This is a genomic window from Streptococcus sp. KR, from assembly GCF_002238115.1.
GTDB lineage: Bacteria > Bacillota > Bacilli > Lactobacillales > Streptococcaceae > Streptococcus.
In genome coordinates this window covers 75,266-98,052 of record NZ_NGVM01000005.1, presented here as the reverse complement: position 1 = coordinate 98,052, position 22,787 = coordinate 75,266, and the positions used below count along the sequence as shown (strand labels likewise).

The window sequence follows — 22,787 nt, the reverse complement described above, 5'->3', positions numbered from 1 at the left end:
ATGGAACATCGTTACCGAATCAATCTCAAGAAAGTGTTTTTATCTGATATTGAGTTGAACCAACTAAATAGAAATATAGACCAAAGTAGCTGCCAATCTTTTTCTGAATATGCGAGACGCACCCTACTTGACCCTGGAATGAATTTCATCACCATTGATACAAATGGCTACCAAGACTTAGCGTTTGAGTTGAAGAGGATTGGCAATAACATCAATCAGATTGCTCGAAGTGTGAACCAATCTCAGTTGATTTCTAGCGAAGAATTGCAAGAGTTGAAAAAGGGAATCGCTGAATTGATAAAAGAAGTTGAGAAAGAATTTACAATACAAGCTCAAAAGCTGAGGGAGTTCCATGGTCATCACTAAGCATTTTGCCATTCATGGAAAGAGTTATCGCAGAAAGCTCATCAAGTATATTCTCAATCCTGATAAAACAAAAAATCTTACCTTAGTGTCGGATTATGATATGAGGAATTTTCTGGACTTTCCTAGCTATGAGGAAATGGTGCAGATGTATCATGAAAATTTTATCAACAATGACACGCTTTACGATTTTCGACACGATAGGCTGGAGGAGAAACAACGACAAATCCATGCTCACCATATTATTCAGTCCTTTTCGCCAGAGGACAATCTCACTCCTGAACAAATCAATCAGATTGGTTATGAGACCATGAAAGAAGTGACTAGTGGAAAGTTTCGCTTTATCGTTGCGACCCACGTTGATAAAGACCATCTGCATAATCACATCATTATAAACTCGGTTGACAGCAATTCTGACAAAAAACTTAAGTGGGATTATAAAGTGGAGCGAAATCTTCGAATGATTTCAGATAGATTTTCTAAAATTGCAGGGGCGAAAATTATAGAGAATCGCTATTCTCACCAGCAGTATGAAGTTTATCGCAAGACCAATCACAAGTATGAACTCAAGCAGCGACTCTATTTTTTGATGGAACATTCTAGAGACTTTGAGGATTTCAAAAAGAATGCTCCACTACTACATGTAGAAATGGATTTTAGTCACAAGCATGCGACCTTTTTTATGACGGACTCATCCATGAAACAGGTGGTGCGTGGCAATAAACTCAATCGCAAGCAACCTTATACAGAAGAATTTTTTAAGAATTACTTTGCCAAAAGGGAAATGGAAGAACTCATGGAATTTCTCTTATCAAAGGCTGAGAATATAGATGACTTGATTGAAACTGCGAAACTTTTTGATCTAACTATCATTCCCAAACAAAAGCATGTGTATTTCCAGTTGGCAGGAGTGGAGGTAAAAGAGACAGAACTAGACCAGAAAAATCTTTATGGTCTAGAATTTTTCCAAGATTATTTTGAGAGTAGAAAAGATTGGCAAAATCCAGAAATTGAGGATTTGGTTCAATTTTATCAAAAAGAAAAATTTTCCAAAGAAAAAGAACTCCCAAGAGATGAGAAGTTCTGGGAATCCTATCAAGAGTTCAAGAGCAACAGAGATGCCGTTCATGAGTTTGAGGTAGAGTTGTCACTCAATCAAATTGAAAAAGTAGTAGATGATGGTATTTACATCAAGGTCAAGTTTGGTATTCGTCAGGAGGGGCTTATCTTTGTGCCGAATATGCAGCTTGATATTGAAGAGGAGAAGGTGAAAGTTTTTATTAGAGAAACTAGCTCCTACTATGTCTATCATAAAGACGATCCTGAGAAGAATCGCTACATGAAAGGTCGAACCTTGATTAGACAGTTCAGCTCTGAAAATCAAACGATTCCATTCCGCAGAAAAACGACAGTCGATATGATTAAAGAGAAGATTGAGGAAGTGTATACTTTACTTGAGCTGGATATGGATAAGCACTCTTATATTACAATTAAAGATGATTTAATTCATGAATTGGCAGCTTCAGAATTGAGAATCAATGCTTTACAAGAACGAGTGACAACCTTAAATCAAGTAGCAGAATATTTACTGGCTTCAGTTGAAAATAAGCAAAAAATGAAATTGAATCTTTCAAAATTGAATATAACTGATAAAATTGGCATTGATGTTGTTGAGAAGGAATTGAATGAGTTAGGTATCCAGATAGAATTAGAGAGCAATAGATATGAGAATATCGTATTTAAAGTGAATAAGTTTATCAATCGTTTGAGTAAGAAAATTTCAAAAGAAGAAGGGATATGTTTTCAAAAATAGGAACCCAGACAACCATTATATAAAATGTGTATCTTTTATAAAACATATTTGGAATTATGATAATTTTTATTGCATCAGTCGTAGATTTAGTTATCACATACGATACAAAAAAATCATCATTTTGAGCAAATATCTCCTTATATTTATTCACTTATTTCCTTACTAGTTTTTTTATTGATTTGTTGGATAAATTCAACTGCTCAATGGTTTTATCTTATCGTTTACTCTTATTTATCATTTTTCTTTTCAATCTCTTTGCCAAGATGAACCTGACTTCAACTATCAAACTGGAGCAGGTGGAGAAAGAAATCGAAGAAAATCAAAGATTTATGACTAAATGGATAGATGATTACGAATATAAGGTTAGGAGATTAGAGAATTTTATCAATATACTTGATAATACAAGAAATCAAAATGTTACCAAATTAGAACGGGAAACAAAATCAGTATAGTTATTGGAGATACCATGGAAAAATTATAAGGCTGATAGTATTAATATCACTATCAGCCTTACAGGTTATTTAACGTTTCAGAAAAACTATAATGTCAAGATTAACTATACAGTATCTAATTCCTTCAAATAATTTTCTATCTTCATCAACATTAAAGGATTGTTATAAATCTTACATAACTCTCTTGCTTCTATATAATAATTTTTGACTTGTTCTTTGTCTAGAAATTTGGCTCCAGCATTTCCTACAAGAATAAGTAGGGGAGCCAGTTGGTAGCTTGTCTGTCTTTGTTTACAGAGTTCAATCGTCTCAAGAGCTTCTTGGATGGCTTCGTTATATTTTTCCTTTGACACTAGGTAGTGAGCGTAGTTGTAACGAACTCTGATGTAGCCAAATAAAAACTCTTGATGCTCAAAATTTTTTGTCTGATATAACTCCATTAAATGAGAGTAGTTTGCCTCATATTCTTGTTCACGACCTACTCTGGAAGGGAAAGTGCAAACCAAATGGTAAGACCGAAAAACGTTGCAAGCTAGCTTTTCGTCGGGATATTCGTGAGCGTTCGAAAGTCTATCCAGAATTTGACAGTGAGTTTGGTCATCTTGAAGGTGATACAAACTACAAAAGTGCTGTTATCACCTTGGTAGAGAAGCAGTCTAAAGCTATTATCACGCTTCGAACCAAGGGGCGAAAAGCTGGTGATATTGAACAAGCACTGACTAGATGGCTCTCAATATTTCCAAAACATCTCTTTAAATCAATGACCTTTGATTGTGGGAAAGAGTTCTCTAATTGGAAGACGATTTCTAATCAACACAATATTGATATTTTCTTTGCGGATCCAGGTTGCCCTGATCAACGTGGATTAAATGAACACTCAAATGGATTATTAAGACGTCATGGACTACCTAAACAAATGGATTTTAATGGCTTGTCTTAAAAAGTATTATAAACTATAGCTGATAGACGAAATAACATTCATAGGCAATCACTAAACTATCAAACACCTTATCAAGTTTTTATGAGTTACATAAAATGTCTAGCTTAATTTGACAATTTGAGTATTATAAAAAAACTAGTCTGTTAATAATGCTGTTCAAAAAATTTGGTATGGTCGATATTTGATGGAAGAAACTATGTATACCCACGGGGCTAGTTAATTTGATAAATTGTAAAATAAAGTGTAACAAAAACTCATAGCATCTTCAATTGTTTAATATATAAGTAACCACACTAATGATAACACGAGAGGAATCTATGAGATATTACCATAACTGAACGCATTAAGATAGAGACTTACCTAGAATAAGGTCTGGAATCAAGTTATATAGCCAATTAAATGGGTGTTAATAGAAACTATTTCCATAGAACTCAAGCGCTGCTAAGGCAATTATTCAGCCGAAATGGCTCAACTACATTATTATCAACCCGTAAGACGAAAATGCAGAAAAGTCAGTTGTACACCAGATATCAAACAAGACATTGGAAGGCAGTTACAGGCTTTTTGGTCTCCTGAATAAATTTCTAGTCGCTATCGTTTGGAACAAAAGCAAGCCTATGGTGGCTTTCAAAAAAATCTATAATTGGCTTTATAAATGCATTATTAGCTGTGATTTATCTGTTTTGAGACGTAAGAAAAAAAGTTGACAGCCCCAGGAAGCACAAGGAAAATTTACGATTGAACCCTCCGTCTCCGAACGTCCTAAAGTTATCCAAAAAAGAGAGATTGTAGGTCACTTGGAGTTAGATACTGTCATTTCTTCTCGGGGGAATAGTAAAGGCTGCTTAGCCATTTTTGTCGAACGAAAGACACGATTTACTTGCCTTTAAAATTCCTAATCGAACGGCAAAAAAATCCATGTTCTCAGCAATTTAGTAGCTCTATCAACTTTTTCTAAAAGACTTTCTAAAATCCTTTACCTCAGACCGAGGAAAGGAATTCTCTTGTTACCCTTTGATAGAAGATCTTGGTATTGATTTTTACTTTGAGGATACCTATGCTTCTTGGCAAAGGGGAAATAACGAAACCTCCAATGGTTTACTCAGAGAATATTCCCCTAAGAAGGCTGATTTAACAAGCTTTAGTGATGAAGACTTGTTCTCAGCACTGTTTCATATCAACCATCTACCACGCAAATGTTTAGGTTACAGAACACCCTTCGAGGTACTTTCAAATAAGTGGTAAAAATGTTGCACTTATTCTTGCAATTTATCTTTTAAAAAAATAGGGGTAATCAGAGAAACATGGGTGCTTCATACTAGAAAAACCTTGCAAAAATTGAAAAAAAGATGTAAAATGTTTGAAAATAAAAATCAACATTTAGATGATAGGGAGATTATGAGGTTTATGATACCATTGGATGCTAGTGTATTTATTTTAGGTGTAGTTAAAAATATTGACTATAATACCAAAAATGTAGAAAAAGCTTTATATTCACTTCCATATGATAGACAGAAAGAAGCGCTGAAATATGCTTATAATGATTGCATTAATTCGATTATAGGTTATAGACTTCTAGAGCATATTATAAAAAATAGTCTGAATATTAAGAAAATTCCAGAATTTTCTTATACACATTATGGAAAACCGTACTTTAAAATAAAACAGGGATTGAGAAAGTTATATTTTAATATTTCCCATACGAATGGATGTGTGGTTGTTGCTGTATCAAATTCAAAAGTTGGTATTGATGTAGAGACTGTTAAAAATATGGACCTATCTATAAAAGATATGTTTTTAAGTACAGAAGAAATGGAAAAAGTATGTTCAGAAAGTTGTAATGCTAAAAGTGAAGCAACAAGAATTTGGACATTGAAGGAGTCTTATTTGAAGATGAAAGGAACTGGTTTAATTGATGATTTATTTAATGTTAATACATCTAAGTTAAATTTAAATTCTATAAGTGTCAATATTCAGGAATATTGGATTTCAGCTAATATTTTAAGTGGAAATCCTAGCTGTCAATTATTTATTTACGAAGATAAAGAGTTTGAAAAATTGCTTTAATTTACAAAGAAAAATGAGGAGGCTTATGTGATTAAGTTAGTTATGATACCTTATGCGGGAGGAAATTCGTGGGGATATGCTGATATTTCTAAGCGACTGAAAAATAATAATATTGATTGTATTCTTTATGATTATCCTGGGCATGGTAAACGAGTTACTGAAGAATTAATGGATAACATTGATAAAGTGAGAGAAGATTGTGTAAATTACATACAATCAAATATTAGTGACAATGATACTTTATTTATTTTTGGACATAGTTTAGGTGCATTAATTACATATGAAGTTGTTAAAGATTTTAATAAATCAAAAAATAGAGTACAAGGAATGATAGTTTCTGGAATGTACCCACCTGATATGAAAGAAAGTAGGGGATCCTCAAAATACTATTCTAACAAGAACTTTATTGAGAATATAATGAAACTAGGAGGAATTCCTCTAGAAATTTTAAATAATCCAGAAGCTGTGGAATTTTTTGGGGAAATTATTAAAAATGACTATCAAATATTTGATAGTATTAGAGCAAGTTCTGAATTAATAAACATTCCCATTCTTGCTTTTAGTGGCAATGAAGATAAGAATTTTTCTGAAGAAAAAGTAAGTTTCTGGGAAAAGCTTACGAATTCAAATTTTAAAATTCATAATTTTCAGGGAAATCATTTTTTTATTTTTGACAATGTTAAACCAATTGTTGATAGCATAACAGAATTTATAGAGGAGACTTTAAAATGAAAAGAGCAAATAGTATTATTGAAATTTTTAAAAAGCAAGTTATGGAATCTCCAAACAATGTAGGATTAGTTACGGATTTTTCTAATTATAGTTATGATGAGATTGATAAAAATTCTGATAAAGTAGCTGATGAACTTTTACGAAATAATGTAGTAAAAGGCGATTTTATTTCTGTTATTATGCATAGATCAGAAAAAATGTTATTTGCGATTTTAGGAATTCTTAAAGTAGGTGCTGTGTATGTTCCAATTTCACGAGAATTTCCAGAAGAAAGAACAGATTATATATTAAAAGATACAGATTCTAAAATAGTAATTGTAGATGGAGACATTAATTTAAACAATACAATTTTTACGCTAGTTGCTAATGATGATTTTTTTAAAAGAGAATTAAATTCAAAAGTTAGTATTCCTCTTATAAACGGTGATGATCCTCTTTACTGTATATATACTTCAGGTACTACTGGTGTACCTAAGGGAGTTGTGAATACGAATTTAGGCTGTATAAACAGGATTTCATGGATGCAAGAAGAATATCCAATTAATAATAATGATAGGATACTTCAAAAGACAAATTATATTTTTGATGTGTCAGTATGGGAACTTTTCTGGTGGTTCTTTACTGGTGCATCATGTGTATTATTAGAAGATGGCGAACAAGGAAATCCTGAAAAAATTTATCGAAAAATTATTGAGGAAAAAATTACAGTTACCCATTTTGTACCAACTATGTTATCAGAATATTTGAATTATTTGGAAGATAATAGTATTGAAGATTCATCTAATTTAAAATGGATTTTTTCAAGTGGTGAACCATTGCTTCCAGAATATTCCTCTAGATTTTACAAATTAAGTAAGGGAACCTTAGTAAATCTGTATGGACCAACTGAAGCTAGTATAGACGTTACTCACTATAAAGTATCTGGTGAAGAATCTCAAATACCAATTGGCGTACCGATTAAAAATATGCAAGTAGTAATAGCTGATCCCAAAACTTTAAAGATTTGTGATGAAGGTAAAAAGGGAGAAATATTTATTTTAGGAGTAGGTTTAGCTAAAGGTTATTTGAATAACCCAGCCAAAAATGCTGAAGCCTTTTTAAATAACCCGTTCGGAACAGGGAGAGCTTATAGAACAGGGGATTTTGGATATGTTAAAAATGGATTAATATATTATGTAGGAAGAAAGGATGATCAAATAAAGATTAATGGTTATAGAGTTGATTTAAATGAAATCCTATTTCATTTAAAAAAATTCGACAGTATTGATGATGTTAGAATTATTTATACTAAAGAAGTGGTAAACACATTAAAAGTATATTTTATTTCAAAAGAAAAAATAGAAGAAGAATCTATAAGAAATTATTTGCAAACAAAGCTCCCTAAGTATATGGTGCCCCATGAGTACTATCAGTTAGATAAGTTTCCTATAACATTAAATGGAAAACTTGATAAGAAGAAATTGCTTGAGTTATCGAATAGTAAATTAAAATATTTACAAAATTACACTGATAAACTAGATGAAAAGCAAAAGGCTATTTATAATTCTTTAGCGTTGTCTCTAGGGAAACAAGATATTGATTTGAATAAAAATTATATTTCTTTAGGTGGTGACTCTATGAAGGCAATACGTGCTGTATCAATTTTACGAAAAAATGGATTTAACTGTACAATAAAACAAATATTGACAAGTAATAAAATTATTGACCTTTGTCAAAATATTGTTGAAGATACTTCAGAATTTGAAGATGATATTACACCATATGGTAGTGTCATTAATACTCCTATTATAAAATTATTTAAAAAATATCAAATGCAACATCCAGGACATTTTAATCAGATTCGGTCAAAAACTGAAGAAAATTTAAATGTTGGTCAAATCAAAAAGGTACTATTTAATTTAGCAAGAATTCATCCTGAGCTAACAGCAATCTTTTTAAAGAATGGCACTCTAACTATTGAAAATAGCCCTTTCTCAAATTTAGAAATTATAGATCGTAGGTCAGATCAAGAGTTGGATTGGAAAAAAGAGCTAGATAAACTGTTAACTGATGGAAAGTTAGAATTTCATAGCAATGAACAATTATTTAAAGTAGTCGTATTTGAAATGTCTAATAAATGTTTACTTCTATTTATTGCACATCATTTAATTATTGATGAAATTTCTTGGAAAAATATTTTTGATGATTTTGATCAATTAGGAAAAAATATTTTGATTAATTCTGATTATGAAGATCATAAAACTGTTGGGACTTCTTTTAGATCTTGGAGTTACTTTTTAGAATCATATAAAAAAGATTTTGTAAATTCTTCAGAATTTAAGTATTGGAAAAATTTAAATGAGGAATTTTTTGAATTGAATAAAAATTTGAACCAACTTACTATCACCGAAGTAGCCGAACCTGTTGTAAATATAACACAAAAAATTTCTTCAATCTCTTCATTGAAGAAAATAATCGATGGTAGCCAATATACTATTTTAGATCTGATTTTACTCCTTTTAAAGAAAGCTTTACAAAAAAATAAAAACATTGAAAAAGTTCCATTATTAGTTGAGAGTCATGGAAGACATGATTTTTCAGGGAAATTAAGGATAGAAAACACCGTTGGTTGGTTTACTAGCTTTTACCCTTTAATATTAACTAAAGAAAGTACCACAGAAGAGGGATTATTTAAAATACATCAGCAAATTAAATCAATACCGAACGATGGAATCGGTTATGGGCTTTCATTTGACAACTTGAATTTTATCATGCCACATTTTCTATTTAATTTTTTTGGAGAAATAACAGAAGACAATAATATTCAATATGTAAAAGATTTCTTCAAATATGAAAAAAATGAAATTAACTTTATTAATATGCATCCAATGAAAATTGATGTAATGATTTTAAATGGAGATGTTACCATTTCTATTGAAGCTCAACAAAGATTTTATTCACAAAAAGTTTTAAAGAAAATTGTCGATGAAATTATTTCTGAAACACTAAAATTAGAAAATACTGAAGTTAATGAAGTGAAAATTGAAGTTGATGAAGGTATTGATTTTGATGATTTTTCTAATATTCTAGATAAATTTAATTAAAAGCTGTAGGGGAAAAATATGGAAAAAAATAATGTTGAAAGAATTAATAAATTAACTGCTGCTCAAGAAGGAATACTGTTTCAAATTTTAAGTAATGAATACCATCCTAAATATTCTGTTCAAAGACTATATAAATCAAAAATTCCTTTAGATACCGAAAAATGTCAAAGTATCTTAGATAAGCTAACACATATGTACAGTGCTCTGAGAACAGTAATTATCTATAAAGATGTAAAACAGCCTGTTGCTGTGACATTAAAGAGTATTAAAAATAAAATAAATTTTTTTACAGTCGATAATTCTGAAGAATTAAAGAAAACTTGTAAGCAAAGACATTTAAAAAAATTTGATATTCAAACAGAATCGGCTGTTCGAATGGATATTATAAAGAATAATGCAGATTATTATTTATGTTTAACAACTAACCATTTATTAGTTGATGGAAAAAGTTTTGATAATTTAATATTATCATTTATGAAATTATATAGTAACGAAATATTAAATATTAAGTTGGCTGATAATATTTTTAGTGTCTATTCAGATTTTTATAATAGTGTCAAAAAAGAAAACCAAGATTATTGGAATGAAAAGGTTAGTAAAATTGAAAGTGACTATCATTTATCTGATGTGTTTTCAGAAAAATCGGAAAGAAGTGAATGGTTACATCAAAGCATAAATCTTAAAGGAACTCAGTTTGATAAATTGAAGCAATTGTCAAGTTCTTGGAATGTAACACTTAATAATATTTTAGAATATCTTTGGGGAATTACTCAGTCTAGACTTTCATTATCAAAGAATATCTTATTTGCAAGAGCGACATCAGGAAGAAGTTGGGGACTAGATAGTGTAGATAATGAAATAGGAAACTTTGTTAATATTGTTCCTGTAATTTTCAATGTTAACTATGAAAGTAAAATAAAAGAATCAGTAGTTACTTTTAATAGTGAATGCTTAAATGATAATATTCATCAGTTTTGTTCATTTTCAGACATTGTAAAAGTTTCTCCTACTAATAATTTTGGTTCTTTAGTAGTTAATAATAATTATTCTGAGAAAACTACAGGTTATTTTTTAGAACAAAAATATGAAAAAGAGGAAAATGAATTTCCTCTACACTTTGTTATTAGTACTTATAAAGATAGCATTGATATTACACTAAATTACAGTACTAACGAGTTTTCTAGTAATTTTGTTAATCATTTAATTAAATTATATGTAGAATGTCTAGACATACTACTAAATTCAGAAGAAGGTGAAATCACTGATTCTTTCTTCTTTAAAGAGAATCAACAAGATGTTATAAATAATAAATCAATTATGTTGCCAGTCGATAGATTCCAAATTCTAGCTAATAAATATCCTGAGAAAATTGCAGTAGTGGAGAAGGAAAATAAAGTAACATATGCTGAATTGTTAAAGAAATCTCAAAAAATCGCTACCTACATTCAATGGAAATATGGAGAAAAATTAGAAAATAAAGTCATAGTATTGGGCATGAAAAAATCGATTGATTTAATCATTGCTATGTATGGATGTTGGCTAATAGGAGCAGCGTGCTTTATATTGGATCCTTCTGTTCCTAATGATAGGTCAAAAAAAATTCTAAGTGATTTGAATCCATTATGTGTGTTATCTATGATGGATATTATTAAGATTCTTGAATCAAAAAATTTAATAGACAAGACATATAAAAATGTAAAAGTAGATCCAAATAGCATTTGTACATATATTTATACTTCTGGGTCGACTGGGAATCCTAAGGGGGTGAAAATTAGTTTTGATAACTTAGCCAATTTTACACTTCTAAATAATGAAAATACAATTGTAAGGGAAAATGATATAAAAAACCGTACGATGCTTTCGTTAACATCAACTTCATTTGATATTTTTCAAAATGAAATTCATGTTCCTTTAACTAATTTAGGTACTGTAGTGATACCAGACGAAAATAATATTATAGAATCAATTATTAAAACAGATATTTTACAAACTACACCATCAAAATTTCAATATGTATTTGATACTGTTGAAAAGAAAGAATATCTGAATAGTGTCAGTTTAATAATTCTTGCTGGAGAAAAATTATCAAGTAAGTTAGTTAAAGAGATAAGAAAATATACAAAGGCAGATATTATTAATGGCTATGGACCAACAGAATGTACAATTTATTCAAGTTTTAAGAGAATTAAATATACGGACAAAATTTCAAATTTGAAAACTATATCTATCGGAAAACCTTATTCAAATTATCAAATTTCAATAGAAAGAGATAATAAAAACTGTTTAGCTGGTACAGTTGGTGAAATTGTAGTATATGGTAGGGGAGTAGGACTAGGTTATCAAAATCTAGAGTCAGATGCATTTTTGAAAGATCGAAAAGGATACCATACAGGGGATTGTGGCTTGATATCATCAGATGGAGAAATAAGAATTATCGGTAGGATCGATAATCAGGTCAAATTAAATGGTTACAGAATAGAACTTGAAGAGGTTGAATATCAATTTAACCAAATTCCAGAGGTAGTAAATGCAGTTGCTAAATTACAAAATATTGATGGATTTGACTATTTAACTGTTTATTATGTGTCTGAAAAAAATTTAGATAAGAATTATATTGATTCAAAATTAACTGGTAAGTTAATGTCTTACATGCTTCCAAACTATTGTATAAGAATTAGTCAAATACCAACTAATATCAATGGGAAAGTAGATAGAGATAAGTTACCTCAAATATCATTTAGAAGTTCTGCAAAAATTGGAGACGATAATTATATTATTATAGAAATTGTAAAAGAAGTTTTAAATGTTGTTGATTTAAAAATGACAGATAACCTATTATCTAAGGGATTGACATCACTCCATTCAATCAGGTTGGTAGGACGTATAAATAAGGTTTTTGGAATAGATTGTACTATTAGTGATATATTTTATAATTTAAGGGTCTCTGATTTATGCGATATGGTTAGTCAGAAAATTTCTAATTTTAAAAATAATTTATCGGATAAAGAGTTATCTATCAGTGAGATGCCTGAAACTCAAAAAAGAATATGCCTCGCTAATCAAAAATATAATGATACGAGATATAATTTACCATATATTTGTAATTATCAAAGAGGTATTTCTACAGAACAAGTTCGCAAAGTTGTAGATTCTATTTGTGATCATTTTAAAGTTTTGAAAATGAATTTAGTTTTTGATAAAAATGGTTTTCGTAGAGTAAAAAGGGATATTCATAATAATAAAGTCATTGAAATAGAAGAACAGAGTATCAATTCTATAAAAGATTTAATTCAACCGTTTGATATCAGTAATGGAGAAGCCTTTAGAATTTTTATAATCAAATCATCAAGTGAATCTACACGATTCTTGTTTGATTTTCACCATGCTTTTTTTGATGGAATTGCAGTGAAAAATTTCTTTAGTATTTTTTCTAAGATAATAGACAATGAATACTATCTTGAAAGTTCTGATATTAAACCATCATTATTTTTACCCAATTTTAAAATCGAAAGTAATAATAAAGATTTTGAGTATTGGGAAGAAAAACAGTCAAAATTATGCCCTGTAAATATTGATGGAAATTATATTGTATCAGAAAATTCAAACATCAGTGATGTTACTTATTCAGAAGAGTTTTCTAAAGAATTATGGGCTAGTCTTGTGGAATATTCAGTACAAATGAAGACAACTCCTTACATCATTTTAATGTCTGTCTATGCTGTCCTCTTATATAAATATACTGGAAGTAATAAAATATCATTTTCATTTCCAATTTCAGGAAGAGAGACTGAAGAGAATCAAGATCAGATTGATGTGTTTGTGAAGTCATTGTTCATATCAGTCGATATTAAAAATTGTAAATTTTATGAAGTTGTCAACAGAGTTAAGAAAGATTTTTATGAATCAATTGCTCACCCAACATTTATTCCAAATCAGACAATTGATTTTGTATTCGCTAGTCAGCCTAGTGATATAAAAATTGGAACTAGCAATGATACACTAATATTTTCTTCAATTTCAAATGGTAAATCAAAATTTAAGTTTTCTTTATTATTTTCTGAACCAGGAGAACAGTCAGGTGAAATAAAAATTGAATATGACACTTCAAGCTATTCCGCCGGATTTGTTAAATATGTAATGAAGCACTATTTATATCTTCTTAAGGAAGCTATGGAAAAAACTGACTCTGATATTACTGACTTAGTATTAGTTAACAATGAAGAAAAGAATCTAATTAATCAATATTCCACTACTCCTGAATGGACTGTCAACAAAGATATTTTAGAAGAAATTAATAAAATTGCACTAAAAAATCCTAATAAAGCTTGCTTATATTTTTTTAATGAGACTATAACTTATGGAGATCTAGTTCATAGAATTACAATCTTAGCTAAAAATTTGATTGATAACTATGGGGTCAAAGCGGGAGATAGGATAGGTATTTTTTTAGATAGAGGGCCGGATATTATTATATCTATGTTAGCAATACTTTATTCAGGCGGTTGTTATGTTCCACTTTCTAAAGAAGATCCTGAAGAAAGGCTTTCTTTTATTGAAAAAGATTCTGATTTATCTATCATTATTAGTGATACAAGTGAAGCCACACACTTATTTGAAACAACTATAGTAAATAAAAATAATATTGATTTTAATAAAGAATATGAATACGCTCCTTTAAAAATAGATGAAGAAACTTCAGCGTATATTATATATACTTCTGGTACTACTGGTGTTCCAAAAGGAGTTGAAATTTCTCGAAAAAATTTAAGAAATTTTTATCAAGATAATCGTATTTTATGTTTACTTAATAAAGTATGTGATAATGTACTTTTTTTAAACGACTTTATTTTTGATATAACTGTTCAGGAAATTTATCTACCATTAATTAAAGGTATTCCTGTAATTATTTCAAAGGACACAAGGGAAACACCAGATTTTCATAAATTTAGAAATATTGGAATATTTTCAACACCAAGTAGATTAGAGCTACTAGATGAGAAAATCTTTGATGTTACTTCTATGATAATGATGGGAGGGGAAAAATTTAATGTTGGTTTGTATAAGAGAATAACAAATAGGAATAATAAAGTGGTATTTATTAATGGCTATGGACCGACTGAAGCTACTGTTGGTTGTGTATATTATCAACTAGACACACAAACAAATTTGAAAAAACGTATTCCTATCGGTAGACCTCTTGAAGGCTATGAAGTAAGGATAGTTGATCAAAAGTTAAAAGATACAGGTATAGGGATTATTGGGGAGTTGATAGTATCTGGAAAAGGAATTGCAAAAGGTTATGTAAATAGGCCTGACCTTTCTGCGAAAGTATTTATCGAACTGAATGGTAAGCGATATTACAAAACTGGAGACTTATGTCGTTGGAATTCTGATGGAAATATTGAATTCATAGGTAGGTCTGATAAGCAAGTAAAACTTAATGGACATAGAATTGAATTATCTGAGATAGAACAAATATTACTTACCTTGCCTGGAATTACTCAGTCTAAAGTTATTTGGGATGAAAAAAATGCATCACTAGCTGCTTATATGATTTCAAATAATAATCTGGATTTATATGCCATAATGAAATCTCTTGAAAAAAGACTTCCAAATTATATGGTTCCTAGAAGGTACGCACAAATCGATGAATTTCCTATAAAGACAACTGGAAAATTAGATATTTCTAAATTACCAAATGCAAAAATTGTTTCTAATACTCTTATGTCTCCACCTGTATCTGAAACTGATAAAGCGGTAGTTGAAATTATATCAGATGTCTTGAACATACCTGCCAATAATATTTCAATGAGCGACAATATTTTTGATATGGGGGCACAATCCATTTTAGTTTTAAAAATGATAAGGGAAATTGAAAAGGGTACAGGAAAGCTGTTAAAAATAAGTTCAATTTTTAAAAACCCTCGAGTTGAAGAAATTTCTCAAATGATTGAATATGCAACTAAGAGTGATTTTAAACATCTAACACATCAGGAGCTATCTATTGCTCCTATGACAAATGCACAAGTGAGGATGCTTTATTTAAGTGAGAGTATGGGAGGACTAACTTATAATGTTCCATTTTTATATTCTAACTCTACTCCTATATGTTCGGATAAAATTCGAAAAGTATTTGAATCTATTATTAATAATCATGTTGAGTACAGAACTGCATTTAAAATAAAAAGAGAAGGATTCTTTCAAGAGGTTGTCAATGATTACGATGTAGATTTTAAAGACTTAGGGGAAATTATTCAATCACCAATTGAATTTTCTAAAAATTTGATCCAACCATTTAATCTAAAATTAGGTAATACGATCAGGATGCGAATTTTTAATTTTAGAGGAGAACAATTTATATTTTTAGATTCACACCATATAGTATCAGATGAACAATCAATGAAGATTTTTTGGAATGAATTTATTGCCGGTTTACTAGGAGAGAAAATTGTAAGAAGTAATTTAACTTATTTGGATTATAGTACATATATTGATAAATTAGATTTTTCACCATCAGAAATATTTTGGCAAAATGAGATGTCGAAAATTGAACAAGCAGTAAAGGTGATAAAAAAAGTTATAACAGAAGATAATAGCTATTTTGAAAAAAATATTAAAGTTAGAAGAAATGAAATTTATACACCAGTACCAAATTTAACATCGGCATCTTATTTTCAAACGTTATTTGCAATCAGTATGAGTATTTATCATAATTGTGATCAAATAACTATAGGAATTCCGGTTAGTGGTAGGGCTATACCAGAGACTGATTCAATTATTGGGTTATTTACGAATACACTTCCTATAATTTATGATTTTGAACAAAAAAATATTAGTTTACTGGATGTTATAAACAGAGAGAATGAACATCTTTTAAGTTGTATGGAACATCAGTTATATCCATTCAATAAAATTGTTGAACTGGGACATGTTATACCTACTGCGAAAGGTAATCCATTATTTAATATTTTTTATTCATATCATGCAAAAGAAGATAGTTTCAAAAGAATTAAGAAAAAAGAATTGTTATTAAATATGATTCCTCTTCATGATTTAACTCCTAAATTTGGAGCTTCGTTAACTGTGTATGAGGAACATGATGAGTTTACGTTTCAATTTGAATTCTTAGAATCCTTTTATGATAAGGCAGCGACTGAAACTATTGTGAATATTTTTAATAAAGTATGTAAAATTGCCAAGTTTAATAAAGAGACAGAAATTTTGGAGGATATAAAAAATGATATCAAATAATGGTATTGTTGAACTACATGGAAGTAGAGTAGAACTAGATAATGTAAAAAGTATTTTAGATTTATTTAAGAGTCAAGCAAAAAAGCATCCTGATAAGGTGGTTTTAATTGAGAAAGATAAAAAAATCACTATTGGAAAACTATATCAACTTTCAACAATAGGTGCATTTTTATTAAGAGAGAAGTATAATGTTTCTCACAGAGATAAAGTAGCTTTTTTAGTAGGGAGAAGTATTGATTCATTAATTTTAATATATTCTGTATTGCTAGCAGGGGGAATTTATGTCCCAATTTCAAAAGAATATCCGAATGCAAAGGTAGATAACTTACTAAAAATTTTAAAACCCAAAATTACATTTTCAGAAGTAGAAAGTGAGAGAAGAGTCAGGATCCAGCAAATTATCGATGAAATAAATTCTTTTTCTTTAGATAATGAAAAATTAATCGAAGATAAACAAGTTGGTAAAGATGATGATATATGTTATATAATATGTACTTCGGGTTCAACAGGAGTTCCCAAGTTAGTTCCAAATAGTTATCGTAGTGTGAAAAACTTAATGTTAAATCTTAATCACTATATTTTGGATGATGGTCGCATTTTACATAAAACTCCACTTTGTTTTGGAGTATCATTAACAGAGGTTTTTGGATTCTTACTCCATCTATCTCCATTAGTAATATTAAATGACGGAGAAGAAAAAGATATTGAATTAATTACTCAGGCTATCATTGATTATGATATATTTTACATAAATTTTGTACCATCTTTTATTGATAATTTTTCAAATGTATTATATAGAAAAATAAAAGGGATTGGTAAGCATTTAAATTTAGTGATTATGTGTGCTGGAGAAAAATTAAGTAAGCAAAAGGTCTCTGTTTTTTACAAAACAATTGGTCAATTAGGTATTAAATTAATTAATTTATATGGTTCTTCTGAGACAGCTGTTTATATTGCGGGGAGTGAAATAAATTGTAAAGATGATGTCGTAGAGGGGGAACCATTCACAAATACGGATATTTTGATTGTAGATGATAATAATAATCCAGTCCCTTTAGAAACTGTTGGTCGTATTATTGTAAAAGGAGAGAGTATTTTTACTGGCTATGATAATGAGATCGGTGAAAATCATAAAAAATTTGTTAATATTAACAATGAGAAGTATTTTGATACTGGGGATGTTGGAAAGATTAACTTTGATAGAAAGTTAGTAGTTAATGGTAGAAGAGACAATCAGGTACAAATTCTAGGAATCCGTGTTGAATTAGAGGAAATCGAGAATGCTGCGTTAAATCTTGAATCAATTTCTAATGTAATAGCTTTTGCTACGGGTGATGATGAAAATAAAAAGATTTCTGTTGTATTTGAAGGAGACAGTATAGAGATAACTAAAAAGGAAATTGATAGCTTTTTTATCAATACTTTACCGCTATACATGAGACCATCAACTTATTATTTTATTAAATCATTCCCTAGATTAGCATCAGGTAAAATAGATAGAAATTTAATTGTTAATAATAAAAATTTGATAGAAATAACTGAAAAAACTTCTCAGTTGGAAGAAAGAAGCTTAGTAGAAGAAAAAGTTATTAATATTTTTGCCTTCTTATTATCAAGAGATAAAAATTCAATTAATTCAAGCAGTTCTTTTTTTGCTAGTGGTGGTAATTCAATTTTAATTATGAGACTTTTACAACTAATTGAGGAGGAGTTTGGGGTAGAAGTAACAATTTCAGAAATTTTCGACGGTGATACTGTTAAGGATGTATCGAAAAAAATAGGGGAAAGATTAAAAATTGATACAAAAACTTCTACTTTAAAAACTTTGAACCATGCACCTAAAAAAGCAAAATATGCGATGACAGACATGCAAAAAAGAATGTTTATAACTCAGACAATTCAAGAAGATACAGCATATAACGTTACAATGGCGTACACTATTGATGGGAGCCTAGATTGTAACAAATTAGTAAAAATTTTAAATAATCTTGTACATAGACATTCAATATTAGGAACAGTATTTGAATTACTAGATGGAGAATACATTCAAATTCCAGGCGTAATAAAAGAAATGGATGTAGAAGTAAAAAGCTTAGTTGGATATAATTTTAGTATCGAAGAAGTAATTAATAACTTTGTTAGGCCATTTAATTTGAGTCAAGGCGAAGTCATTCGTTCAGCAATTTATAAATTGGGTAAAGATAGATGGCTGTTTATTGTTGATCTACATCACATTGTAACTGATCAAATTAGTAATCAAATATTAATTAATGAAATTACTCAAAGCTATAATAATGGTTTAGAATCTGTAAATGAAAATGATGAAGAACAATATCAATATATTGATTTTTCAGAGAATAGAATTAATGAAAAAATCGATGACTATTGGTATGAGTATTTTTCATCGCTTAATTTAGATAATCTAGCAAATTTAGACAGTGGAAATGATGATAAAAAAGTACGTCGTATAAAGCAAACTATCGAGTTATCTCCTAAACTAAGAGAGATTCTTTCTTCAAAAAATGTGACACTATTTTCATATTTTGCTTCTTGCTATGCATGTTCTTTGAGACAAATAGAAAATAATAGTCAAGTTATTTTTGGAACCCCTATTAATCAAAGAAGATTTTTAGAATTAGATAATACCTTAGGAATGTTTAGTGATTCTATTCCTTTTGGAGTAAAAGTATCAAAAAGCGAAACGTTTGGTGATGTGTTGCAAAATGTTTCTGATTTATCTAAAACATTTTTGGATAAATCAACAAAGGGAATATTTGAATTATTGAATAAAAAACTTCAAAATCATAAAATAAAAAATTTAAATCCGTATACCTACTTTTTTGTTTTTAATGACATGGTTTTAGATGACCTCAATCTAAATGGTACGATAGCCAAGGCATTACAGGTTGATAATGATATTAGTAAATTTGATATTAACCTTATTGTCAATAGTATTGATAATAAATTTGAGATAGAGTTAGATTATAACGTAAATAGATACAATGAATATTTTATTGAATGTTTCTTTAAAATGTTTATTTCTACGCTTAATGAAGCAGAAAATTTTGTGATGGATCTAAATGAATTTCAATCATTTATTAATTTTAGAGAATACATAAAACAAAAATATTTACATCAAGGAAAGAAAATAGAAATTGGCTATCCGAATGTCATTAAAAGATTTAGTGATACTGTTAGGAATTATCCTCAGAAGATAGCGGTTCGCCATAATGATGTAGAATTAACATATTCTGAACTAGACAATCTTTCATCAAATATCGCTAATTTATTATTACAGAAATACGATGTTTTTGATAAAAATGTTGTTATTCATCTGTCAAGGTCAGTAAATCAAATTTTAGCAATTGTTTCAGTTCTAAAGGCAGGAGGTTGCTACGTTCCCATTAATGAAGAATTTCCCACTGCAAGGATTCAACAAGTATTGGAGGAGGTTGATCCAATTCTTATGATTACGGGAAAAGATCTATTAGGAGATTTTAATGTAAAAGGTTCAAAGATTTCATTTGAAGAAATTTTCTCAAGAATTGATCAAAAACAATTTAAGGAAAAACAAATCTCAGAAAATTCTTTAGCTTATGTGATGTATACTTCAGGGACAACAGGCAGTCCTAAAGGGGTAAAGGTAACACATAGAAATTTATTAAATCTTAATTCATATTTTATTAATGAATTAGGTATAAAGCCATCGGATACAGTATTACAGTATGCAAATATAGGATTTGATGGATCGGTTTGGGAAATATTTATGGCTTTACTAAATGGTGCTACATTACAACTTATTGATAAAGATGATAGATTAATTCCCGAAAAAGTTGATAATATTATTAAAGTCAATAATGTTACGATAGCAGCTATCCCGAGTCATGTTGTATCAATGTATGATTTATCTCCACTAAGAATATTAATAAATGGCGGTACGGTTATTAATCAAAAAAGTTTGAGAAAGTATATTGGAACAAAACGTATAGTAAATTCTTATGGCCCAACAGAATGTACTGTAGCTGCAACTCACTTTGAACTTCAAACGTATATTGAAAATAAACAAGTTCCGATTGGAATCCCTAATTGTAATATAAATATAGCGATTAAGAATGGAAATAAATATTGTGAAGAGGGAGAAGAGGGTGAAATACTTATTAGTGGAGAAAGTATTTCTCAAGGATATTGGAATAATGACAATTTAACACATGAGAAATTTATTTTTGACGAAATATTACAAAATATTTTTTATAAAACTGGTGATATTGGTAATTGGGATAGCTCAGGTAATCTAATATTCCGCGGAAGAGAAGATGAACAAATAAAACTTCATGGGCATAGAATTGAACTTGGTGAAATTCAAAACTATCTATTAAGTCAAAAAGAAGTAAGAGATGTAGTGGTAGTTTTTGATTATAAGAAACAAGAATTAGTTGCATTTATTCAAAGTAATTCAATTCGCGGTGAAATTTTAAAAGCAAGAATGTCAGAGACATTCCCTATGTATATGATACCCCATAAGTTTATCAATATTGAATCATTTCCTTTAACATCGAATGGTAAACCTGATAAAAAAGCATTGATAAATATTAGCAATATTGCGAAATCAAATTTAAAAGCTGAAGAAGAGGAAGCGATATTATGCACAGTATGTTACAAAATATTAAAGCAAGAATTAGGAGATAGTTTAAACCTTGAATGTTCTTTTGTGGATAATGGTGGAGACTCTTTAAGAGCAATGAAAGTAACATCTGAGTTGAAGAAGAATAATTATTCTGCATCTGTTAGGGATTTATTAAAAACAAAGAGTTTGAAAGACTTTATTACAAATACCAATTTACAGGATTATGTTCATAATGAAAATAAACAAAGTAACATCTACACGACATTAGGAACTCCGATCATGCAAGACTTTCTTAAAAAAGATCTTCCAAATTCATCACATTTTTGCCAAGCAATTGTAGTTGATATCTCTAAAACTTCCCTTGCTACGCTTTTAAATGGAATTAATTACTTAATTGATAGACATGATTCATTACGTCTGTCGATTACTGAGGAACACAACTTTAAGATAAATTTACCGGGGTACAGAAAGTATTATTTTGAAAATCAAATCTTGAAAGAACAAATATCTCAACAAATTGTTGATGTAATCTCAGAAAAAATAATTTCTAAAATTAATTTAGAAGATAACAATCTAATTGCAGTCGAATATGTTGAGACTCCAGATACTAACTATGCTTTTATTTGTATTCATCATCTGTTAGTAGATGTTGTTTCTTGGGGGATTATTTTACAGGATTTAGATGATTATATTTGTAACCAAGAATGTGATACTAGTAGATCTAGACTATTAAAAGCAATTGAAAGTATTAACAAATTACCTGTAGATGAGGAAGAATTTAATTATTGGAACCAAGTAACCTTGGCGCATAAATCAAATAACTTTGAAAATTATGAATTCTCACAAGAAATACAAAAAAACTATTTAAAGCTAGAATTCTCACAAGATAATTTAAAAGTGATTCAAAGTAATTTAAAAGTTGAGCATTTTCTTTTATCACTAATTGTACGATGTTTTGCAATGATATCTCAAAAAAATAATATTCAAGTCATGTTAGAAGGGCATGGACGAATGTTTAAAGACTATTTAGAAAATGTTATTGATGTAGTTGGGTGGTTTACTTCAGAATATCCAATAAATTTTGATGTAAAAAGAGATCTTGTTGCTCAATGTGATGAAATTGAAAGAAGAATGTTAGCAGTTCCAAATAATGGCCTCATGTATAGCAAGGTGAAAAAATCTTTATCAAAGGTCGCTTGCCCAGATATATTATTTAATTATTTGGGTGACTCTTTTGCAGATACTTCATGGAAAGTTTTAAAAAGAACTAATTATTCAATTAATAACATGATATCGGATAATAATTATCAAAAATCAATTTTTATGGTACTTCTTGAAAAGACAGACAATGCATTTGAAATTAGTATTACTAGCGACTCACAACACTATTCACTAGAATTCATGGAAGAGTTTTGTAAACTAGTCAAACAAGAATTTGAGAATTTTTTATCTTGAATATCAT

Annotated in this window: 8 protein-coding genes and 3 pseudogenes; 10 read left to right on the top strand and 1 reads right to left on the bottom strand. The window is 29.3% G+C overall.

Annotated features, from left to right (window positions below):
* The 3 genes from CBI42_RS03010 (at window position 1) to CBI42_RS03000 (ending at window position 2,628) form a co-directional block, all read left to right on the top strand.
* Window positions 1-366: a MobC family plasmid mobilization relaxosome protein gene (locus CBI42_RS03010; protein WP_094753224.1), complete on the top strand. Its 366-nt coding sequence runs from the start codon at window positions 1-3 to the stop codon at window positions 364-366.
* On the top strand, window positions 353-2,176 hold the full coding sequence (locus CBI42_RS03005; protein ID WP_094753223.1) for an SAG1250 family conjugative relaxase: 1,824 nt from the start codon (window positions 353-355) through the stop codon (window positions 2,174-2,176). Before CBI42_RS03010 ends, CBI42_RS03005 begins: the two co-directional genes overlap by 14 nt.
* A gap of 203 nt (window positions 2,177-2,379) precedes the next feature.
* A complete protein-coding gene (locus tag CBI42_RS03000) occupies window positions 2,380-2,628 on the top strand; it encodes a helical hairpin domain-containing protein (protein ID WP_000244521.1) in 249 nt (82 codons plus the stop codon).
* 104 nt (window positions 2,629-2,732) lie between these two features.
* On the opposite strand, the pseudogene CBI42_RS02995 reads toward CBI42_RS03000, so the two are convergent.
* Window positions 2,733-3,122 (bottom strand): annotated as a pseudogene (locus CBI42_RS02995) (helix-turn-helix domain-containing protein); the annotation flags it as partial.
* Between CBI42_RS02995 and CBI42_RS02990 the strand changes: the two are divergent.
* From CBI42_RS02990 to CBI42_RS02960, 7 genes and pseudogenes are all read left to right on the top strand, one after another.
* A pseudogene (locus CBI42_RS02990) lies at window positions 3,098-3,676 on the top strand (IS30 family transposase); the annotation flags it as partial. The pseudogenes CBI42_RS02995 and CBI42_RS02990 sit on opposite strands and share 25 nt — an antisense overlap.
* Window positions 3,677-3,892: 216 nt before the next feature.
* Window positions 3,893-4,813 (top strand): annotated as a pseudogene (locus CBI42_RS13525) (IS30 family transposase).
* Between the two features lie 111 nt (window positions 4,814-4,924).
* On the top strand, window positions 4,925-5,635 hold the full coding sequence (locus tag CBI42_RS02980; protein WP_049498450.1) for a 4'-phosphopantetheinyl transferase family protein: 711 nt from the start codon (window positions 4,925-4,927) through the stop codon (window positions 5,633-5,635).
* 27 nt (window positions 5,636-5,662) lie between these two features.
* Window positions 5,663-6,367, top strand: coding sequence for a thioesterase II family protein (locus CBI42_RS02975; protein WP_049498449.1), 705 nt, complete (start codon window positions 5,663-5,665; stop codon window positions 6,365-6,367).
* A complete protein-coding gene (locus tag CBI42_RS02970) occupies window positions 6,364-9,450 on the top strand; it encodes an amino acid adenylation domain-containing protein (protein ID WP_094753222.1) in 3,087 nt (1,028 codons plus the stop codon). Before CBI42_RS02975 ends, CBI42_RS02970 begins: the two co-directional genes overlap by 4 nt.
* 18 nt (window positions 9,451-9,468) lie before the next feature.
* Window positions 9,469-16,701, top strand: a complete 7,233-nt coding sequence (locus CBI42_RS02965; protein WP_094753221.1) for a non-ribosomal peptide synthetase — start codon at window positions 9,469-9,471, stop codon at window positions 16,699-16,701.
* Entirely contained in the window at window positions 16,688-22,780 is a 6,093-nt protein-coding gene (locus CBI42_RS02960; RefSeq protein WP_094753220.1) for a non-ribosomal peptide synthetase, read from the top strand. Before CBI42_RS02965 ends, CBI42_RS02960 begins: the two co-directional genes overlap by 14 nt.
* The last annotated feature ends 7 nt before the right edge of the window (window positions 22,781-22,787 follow it).

Excerpts from the sequence above, each read along its gene's own strand:
- CBI42_RS03010 (WP_094753224.1), top strand. The coding sequence starts at position 1 with ATGGAACATCGTTACCGAATCAATCTCAAGAAAGTGTTTTTATCTGAT.
- CBI42_RS03005 (WP_094753223.1), top strand. The coding sequence starts at position 353 with ATGGTCATCACTAAGCATTTTGCCATTCATGGAAAGAGTTATCGCAGA.
- CBI42_RS03000 (WP_000244521.1), top strand. The coding sequence starts at position 2,380 with ATGGTTTTATCTTATCGTTTACTCTTATTTATCATTTTTCTTTTCAAT.
- CBI42_RS02980 (WP_049498450.1), top strand. The coding sequence starts at position 4,925 with ATGTTTGAAAATAAAAATCAACATTTAGATGATAGGGAGATTATGAGG.
- CBI42_RS02970 (WP_094753222.1), top strand. The coding sequence starts at position 6,364 with ATGAAAAGAGCAAATAGTATTATTGAAATTTTTAAAAAGCAAGTTATG.
- CBI42_RS02965 (WP_094753221.1), top strand. The coding sequence starts at position 9,469 with ATGGAAAAAAATAATGTTGAAAGAATTAATAAATTAACTGCTGCTCAA.
- CBI42_RS02960 (WP_094753220.1), top strand. The coding sequence starts at position 16,688 with ATGATATCAAATAATGGTATTGTTGAACTACATGGAAGTAGAGTAGAA.